Source organism: Allobosea sp. TAB14, from assembly GCF_052113865.1.
GTDB lineage: Bacteria > Pseudomonadota > Alphaproteobacteria > Rhizobiales > Beijerinckiaceae > Allobosea > Allobosea spartocytisi.
The window spans coordinates 1-6,838 of sequence record NZ_JBFRDQ010000210.1 but is presented as its reverse complement, the minus strand read 5'-3'; the positions used below and the strand labels follow the sequence as shown (position 1 = coordinate 6,838).

Here is a 6,838-nt window from a genome sequence, read left to right as displayed (position 1 = left end):
GTGGCTACGTTGGCCTGATCAAAGGCATCAAGAACGAGATATTCTGAGACCAGGGGCGCTGCAGGCTGGCGACCACTAGGCCGCCGGCCCACGCATATTGCCGATTAGTCGATGATCTGGACAACTCGACGCGTGCTTGGCTCAACCAAGACCGGGCGGTCATTGATCACCGTGTAGCGATAGCCGCTCACGCCGTACTCGGCCGGAACCTCGCGATACACGACGCCTTCCTGAGGCAGGACGGTGCCGACCGTAAGCGGCTCCGAATAGGTGAACGAAGTCGGGCGCTGAGTGATCACATACGCCTTGAAGCGCGGTGCCAGTTCACTGCGCATCGAGGGCGGTTCCGGGAGGCCATTCGGCTGCCCCTGACCCTGAGCCATAGCGGTGGCGGGCAGCAGCACGATCCCTGCGGCGAACAGAACATTCCTGATCATCTGGATTTCCTACGTCGACGGTTAAGCCGAAGGTCGACCCTGCTATCCCTGCGGCGGAAGAACCAGATGGGTGGCGCAATGTTCCGTGCCGCCCGCGGTAYGGCGGACAATCGGAAAGCGTCGCGGGCTCGTTGTCGAGCGGGAATTTTGAGTTCCTYTGCAGAATTCAATTCAAATCAATCGGAAATCAAACGTGGCTGCCAACGGGGCGGGAAGCGCGAAGGCGCCGGMWGAAAGAAGSGATCGCAGTCTCGCGCCACTCGCGAGCAGAAGGCGACCCTTTCCGACCTCGCCAAGGYCCATACAGAAATCGCCCTGAAGGCTCTCTTCGCGGTCGCGACGAAGAGCGGGAGCGATTCCGCCCGCGTCGCTGCGGCGAACGCCATYCTCGMCCKTGGATACGGCAAGCCAACGCAAGCGCACCAGCACTCCGGTGCCATCGGCTCATATGACCTCACTCGTATCAGCGACGGCGATCTYGCCAGCTTGAAGCCACCCTCCGTCCGCTTGCCGACGCTGGCSGAGATCAGGGCGGARAGGCGTAGGYGAGAGCAGGAGCGGGACCGGGAGAGGCTGGCACKAGACGTCGAGACCATTCGCACTGGCYGCRCGACGCTTGTGCGGCCTGGCGGATCTCCATCACACCATCTSGGCTTCCAGCCCTGCGTCGCCAAAATCGAGATGGCTTGAGGAACAGGTTGGCCTCGGCTGCATTGGGTAGGCATGCCGAGCTACTTCTTTCATACCCGCGACGGAGACAAGCTAGACATCGACGACGAGGGCACTGATCTGCCCGATGACCAGAGCGCGCGAAATGCCGCCAAGGAACTACTCGCTGAACTGAACCGCGAAAAGTTACCCAATGGCGACCACATGTTGCTTTCGGTCACCGTGCAGAATGCTCAGGGTGCAAAAGTCTACGTGGCCAATTTGCGCCTGGACAGTCTTCCTGGAGATGATTCGACCGTATCCAAGCCCAAGAGAACAAGTTGAAGGACAGGGCTCTGCCGGCAGTCMTATTCGAAGCCRGCACCTTCTYGTGGAAATCCAAGACGTGGTCAATCAGCGGGCGATGCACAAGAACGAGCTGGATGCAATGTCATTTGCTGTTGCTCTAGAAGCTTCGATTGGTGAAGAGAGAGGTATCTTCACCTGGTCCTCTGCATGCCTATCTCGCAGGCGTTTTTCCAACGCTCGAACGCCCTACTCCTTGCCATCGGCATCGCGGTGCTGCTCGCCATCGTCGCGACGTCCCTGTGGCTGACGACGGCTAGCGAACGCTATTTTGGCGAAGTGACCGCGGCTCGCGCGGTGCGGAGTTCATCCGCCGACCTGCTTTCACTGGTGCAGGACGCCGAGACGGGGCAGCGCGGTTACCTACTGACGCGCGACGAAAGCTATCTCGCTCCCTACAACGCCGCAATCTCCCGGCTTGCGGAACAGCGCGCCCGGCTTGAACGGGCCGCGGCGAGGTTGCGCGAGATCGGTCCGATYYTGCAGCRGATCAACAGCGAGCTCGAACAGAAGATGGCGGAGCTCGCCGCAACGGTCGAAGCGACGCGCAAGGGCGATATCGAGACGGCAATGAGCCTGGTCCGCAGTGGAACCGGCAAGCGCTTGATGGATGAATTGCGTTCCGATCTGAGCGCGATATTGGCCATCTCGGAAACCGAGCTCAGGGCGGCGATCGATGCCCAGGTCACGGCCTCATCGCGACTGCGCTGGACGACCATCATCGGCGCCATTTTGATCCTGGCTATGGCTGGAGCGGCGAGCTGGACGATCATCAGCTATACGCGCGAACTCGTCACGGCCCGGCGCCAGGTCGAAACGCTCAATCTCGGCCTCGAAGAGCGTGTGCGCGAGCGTACCGACGCGCTCGTCAAGGCCAACGAGGAGGTCCAGCGCTTCGCCTATATCGTGACGCATGATCTGCGGGCGCCGCTGGTGAACATCATGGGCTTCACCAGCGAGCTCGAAGCGATGTTCAAGCCGATCGACGCCTTTGTCGTCGCCGGACATGCAGCCTCCCCGGAGCAGAAGGCGGCCGCCGAAGAGGCTCTGCGGGTCGATGTCGCGGAGGCGATCGGCTTCATCCGTTCGTCGACGCGCAAGATGGACGGGCTCATCAACGCGATCCTCAAGATTTCCCGTGAGGGCCGGCGTGAATTGCGCGCCGAAAGCATCGATCTCACCGGGCTCATCGAGACTGCGGCAGCGGCGGTCCACCATCAAGCCAGCGCGGAGGAAGGCGGCGGGATCGAGATCGACGCGCAGGTTCCCCGCATCACGAGCGATCGCCTGTCGCTCGACCAGGTCATGGGCAACCTCCTCGACAATGCCATCAAATACCGGGCGCCCGATCGTCCGATCCGGATCGCCGTTCGCACGCGCAGGGAGCGTCGCGGCTGGGTGAAGATCGAGATCGAGGACAATGGYCGCGGCATCGCAGCGGCGGATCACGAGCGCATCTTCGAACTGTTCCGGCGCTCGGGCGCCCAGAATACGGCTGGCGAAGGCATTGGTCTCGCCCATGTCCGCRCGATGGTGCGCAATCTCGGYGGCGACATCGCCGTGCGCTCAGAACTTGGAAAGGGCACGACCTTTACCGTGACCCTGCCCCCCGACCTCACGGCCTACAAACGGAGTGCCGAAGCGTGACCAATGGAAAGCCCGTCTCGATCATCATGATCGAGGACGATGAAGGCCATGCCCGCCTGATMGAAAAGAACATCCGCCGCGCCGGCGTCAGCAACGAGATCATCCCCTTCGCCAACGGCACGGATGCGCTGAACTACCTGTTCGGTGCCGACGGCTCCGGCGCCATCAGCGCTGGCCGCCAGCTCCTCATTCTGCTCGACCTCAACCTGCCCGACATGGGCGGTGTCGACATCCTYGAGAAGGTAAAGGCGAACACGCATACCAAGCGTTCGCCGGTCGTCGTGCTGACCACGACAGATGACAGCCGCGAGATCCAGCGCTGCTATGATCTCGGCGCCAATGTCTACATCACCAAGCCCGTGGACTACGACGGCTTCGCCAATGCGATCCGCCAGCTCGGGCTGTTCTTCTCCGTCATCCAGGTTCCGGAAACGCCATGACCAACTCGCGTGGCAGCCGCTGATGCCGAACCGGCCGATCAACGTCCTCTACATCGACGACGACGCCACACTGGGGCGGCTCGTGCAGCGCATRCTCGCGCGCCACAACTATATCGTCGAGCATGTCGAGAGCGCGGAAGCAGGCCTCGCGCGCGTGGCCGCGGGCGGGATCGACGTCATCATCCTCGACCACGATCTTCGGACGGCTTCGGGGCTGGATGTCCTTGCAGCGCTTGCCAGGGATGCGGCTTCTCCCGCCGTCATCTATGTGACCGCTTCCTCGGAACTGTCGATCGCCGTAACGGCGCTGAAGGCCGGCGCCTTGGACTATGTCGTCAAGACAGTAGGCGAGGATTTCGAGGTGCTGCTGCGGGCGGCGCTGGAGCATGCCGTGGTGAAGACGCGGTTGACCCGAGCGCGCGAACAAGCGGAGCAGGAAGTGCGAGCGGCTCGAGACCGGGCCGTGACATTGCTCGCCGAGGTCAATCACCGCGTTGCCAACAGCCTGTCGCTAGTCGGTTCGCTCGTCCGGATGCAGGCGAACGCGGTCGAGGACCCCGGCGCCAAGGCGGCGCTTGCCGAAACTCAGGCACGGATTGCCGCGATCGGCAATCTCCATCGTAGCCTCTATACCTCCGACGATGTGCGTGTGGTGGATCTCGCAGGCTATCTCCGTTCCCTGTTGGAAGAGTTTTCCCAGTCACTTGCTGGCTCCAGCCAAATGCCGACCATCCGCTTCGAAGCCGTGCCGGTGTTGGCGAAAACCGACAAGGCCATCTCGATCGGTCTGATCGCGACGGAACTGGTCACGAATGCGCTGAAATACGCYTATCCTAACGGTGCCGGCGACGTGCGTGTCAGCCTCTCCCGCAACGGCGACAAGGTCACTCTCAAGGTCGTCGACGACGGTATCGGCTGGACCGGGACCGGCACAGTCAAGGGAACCGGCCTCGGCAGCAAGATCGTSCGCGCGATGGCCAGGAGCCTCGCCAGCGAGCTGCGCTACGAAGATACGGGCGGGCGCGGCACCCACGCCGTCATGGACCTGTCGCTGATAGGTCTGGCGCCGTCCAGCTCCGAGGCAGCCTGAGCCGCGTCGGAGGCTTGAACGCTATTGGCAACCCAACAACTTGCGAATCTTGTCGCGCAAGCGAGGCCGGACTGTTGGGCTTGCGCAGCGTCACTGCCTCGGCAACGCCGAGATCGCGAGATCGTTGTAATCGATGGCTCGATCGCCTCGGTCACTCCACGAGCGTCGAGTGACGGAGGCCTTTTTGCTTGGTGGCCGTCTGAATCCGGATGCTGGCCTACATCCGCCGGTGGCGCGTCTAGGACATCTCTTAGTTGCGGCTGACTAGGTCGCTCCCTTCCACCACCTCGTCGGTCCAGACCTTGAAGCTGGTCAGCGTGTTCGGCCCGAATGTGGTGGCGATGGCAACATCGGCCGCATCCCGGCCGCGCGCGATCAGTACGCGGCCGATACGCGGCACGTTGTTGCGCGGATCGAACATCTGCCAGCCGCCTTCCAGATAGGCTTCGAAGGACGCCGCGAAATCGCCCGGTGGATAGGGCGGCGGCGTGCCGACATCGCCGAGATAACAGGTGCAGTAGCGTGCCGGGATATTCATCGCCCGGCAGAAGGCAATGGCGAGATGAGCGTAGTCGCGGCAGACGCCGCGGCCTTCACCATAGGCGTCGGTCGCCATGCGGGTTACGCTGGCATCGTTGTAGTTGAAGGCGATGCGCTGGTTGACGAAATCGCAAATTGCCTGAACGCGTGGTGCGCCAGGCCGGGCATGACCGAAGAGCTGCCAGGCGAGATCGAGCAGGCGGTCACTGTCGCAAAACCGACTCGCCAGCAGGAAGACGAGGCTTTCCTCGGGCAACTGTTCAACTGGGACTTGGCCGGCATTGAGGTCGTGGCTTTCGGGCAGGCCGCTATCGGAGATGATCGCGTCGGCGGTGATCCGCATCGGCCCCTGCGGTGCCAGCAGCCGAGTGCACCAGTTGCCGAAGCTGTCCCGGTAGGCGCTGACGGGCACCGAAGGCTGGATGCGGATATGGTCCGGTTGAGCAAGGTCCGATACCCGACTGAAATGCACRTTCAGCATCAGGATGACGGGTGTCGGTTGCGGAAAATCGTAGTCGAGTTCGTAGCCGATCCTGAGTTTCACGCGATGCCTTCTGCGCGATCACTGTGCGCGAACATTGGCTGGCCCGTTGACTAGGCAGGCCATCATGCATTTTCCCGGCCACGGCGATATAGGCTGCGTTTGATCTCATCGGCAGGGGCTCGCCATGTCCGCTTTCGGGCGGCGGCGCAATGCCCCGTTCCAACGCCTAGCTGATATCCGAAATACCCGCTCTTGGGTTGTCTAAGTGGTGGCTTAGGGCTGAGGCTGGAGCTAGCCTCCTTCTGAACATTGGGAAGGGCCAGGTTATTGATTGTCCACCTTTGGAGCCGAATTCTGATTTCGTTGCATAAAGGACCACCGAGGGATTTGACGCCGAGATCGGTCTAGGGATTGCTGGCCTACCGGTTGATCGCTGACGCCGCGATGCGCAGGGATGCTGCCGTAGCGCGAAGGAGCCAAGCCCGGCCACCTCAGAGAAGTAGGGCCGTGCGGTCGAACCCACCCATTTAGGAATCACCGGATGCTCCGATAGCCATGCAGCTTATTCAGCGGTTCGCCAGCATCATCCTGCCGAGCGCGGCTGCGACCAGGACCCGTTCGGACGGCGGGAGCATAGCGACAAGGCGACGCTCAGTCTCGGCATGGTCGCGCATCGCAGGCTCGACCAGCAGGCGGCCCTTCTCGGTGAGTTCAACGATCACCCCGCGCCCATCAACCTCATCGGCCATCCTAAGGACATGGCCCGCCTTTTCCAGGCGCCGCAGCAGGTTTGACAATCCGCCTGAGCTCAGGATCAGTGTGTCGAGCAGGGCCTTGGGCGACATGCGATAGGGCGCGCCCTGCACACGCAGCGTCGCAAGCACCGCGAAGCTCGGATATTTAAGCTTGTGCCGCGCGAGGGTACGGTTGATCGCCGTCTGAAACACCTCGTTGAGATGAAGCAACCGGCCGACGATCGCCTTGCCCGAACAATCGACATCCGGAAACTCTCGGCGCCAGCGCTGCATGCCGGCGCCGACACGGTCATTCTGCCAGAGCGCATCGGGCGTTTCGAATGTCAGGCTTCGCGCGGCCTCGTTGCGCATTCAAATTCTCCAGAACAGCCTTTTTCGACCACGCCGCGGCGCGCGACGCAAGCGTGGGTCCACGCTGCCGTCATGCCAAG

7 protein-coding genes are annotated in these 6,838 nt (G+C 62.3%); 4 read left to right on the top strand and 3 right to left on the bottom strand.

Annotated elements, in window-relative coordinates; all coding sequences use genetic code 11:
• Window positions 1-104: 104 nt before the first annotated feature.
• Window positions 105-437: a DUF1236 domain-containing protein gene (locus AB4Y99_RS23725; RefSeq protein ID WP_051987395.1), complete on the bottom strand. Its 333-nt coding sequence runs from the start codon at window positions 435-437 to the stop codon at window positions 105-107.
• Window positions 438-1,160: 723 nt separating this feature from the next.
• Here AB4Y99_RS23725 and AB4Y99_RS23720 point away from each other — a divergent pair.
• From AB4Y99_RS23720 to AB4Y99_RS23705, 4 genes are all read left to right on the top strand, one after another.
• Window positions 1,161-1,430 (top strand): DUF6894 family protein, encoded by a 270-nt coding sequence (locus AB4Y99_RS23720; RefSeq protein ID WP_441525047.1) that lies wholly within the window; start codon window positions 1,161-1,163, stop codon window positions 1,428-1,430.
• A gap of 171 nt (window positions 1,431-1,601) precedes the next feature.
• The gene (locus AB4Y99_RS23715) at window positions 1,602-3,098 is read left to right on the top strand and encodes a sensor histidine kinase (protein WP_441525046.1); all 1,497 of its coding nucleotides are present in this window, start codon (window positions 1,602-1,604) and stop codon (window positions 3,096-3,098) included.
• Window positions 3,099-3,124: 26 nt separating this feature from the next.
• Window positions 3,125-3,538: a response regulator gene (locus AB4Y99_RS23710; RefSeq protein WP_038357980.1), complete on the top strand. Its 414-nt coding sequence runs from the start codon at window positions 3,125-3,127 to the stop codon at window positions 3,536-3,538.
• A gap of 22 nt (window positions 3,539-3,560) precedes the next feature.
• Entirely contained in the window at window positions 3,561-4,628 is a 1,068-nt protein-coding gene (locus AB4Y99_RS23705; protein ID WP_441525045.1) for a sensor histidine kinase, read from the top strand.
• A 250-nt stretch (window positions 4,629-4,878) separates the two neighbouring features.
• Here AB4Y99_RS23705 and AB4Y99_RS23700 read toward each other — a convergent pair whose 3' ends face one another.
• Both AB4Y99_RS23700 and AB4Y99_RS23695 read right to left on the bottom strand, forming a co-directional pair.
• Window positions 4,879-5,712, bottom strand: a complete 834-nt coding sequence (locus tag AB4Y99_RS23700; RefSeq protein WP_113254272.1) for a transglutaminase-like domain-containing protein — start codon at window positions 5,710-5,712, stop codon at window positions 4,879-4,881.
• 506 nt (window positions 5,713-6,218) lie between these two features.
• Window positions 6,219-6,758, bottom strand: a complete 540-nt coding sequence (locus AB4Y99_RS23695) for a MarR family winged helix-turn-helix transcriptional regulator (RefSeq protein ID WP_051987397.1) — start codon at window positions 6,756-6,758, stop codon at window positions 6,219-6,221.
• Window positions 6,759-6,838 lie beyond the last annotated feature (80 nt).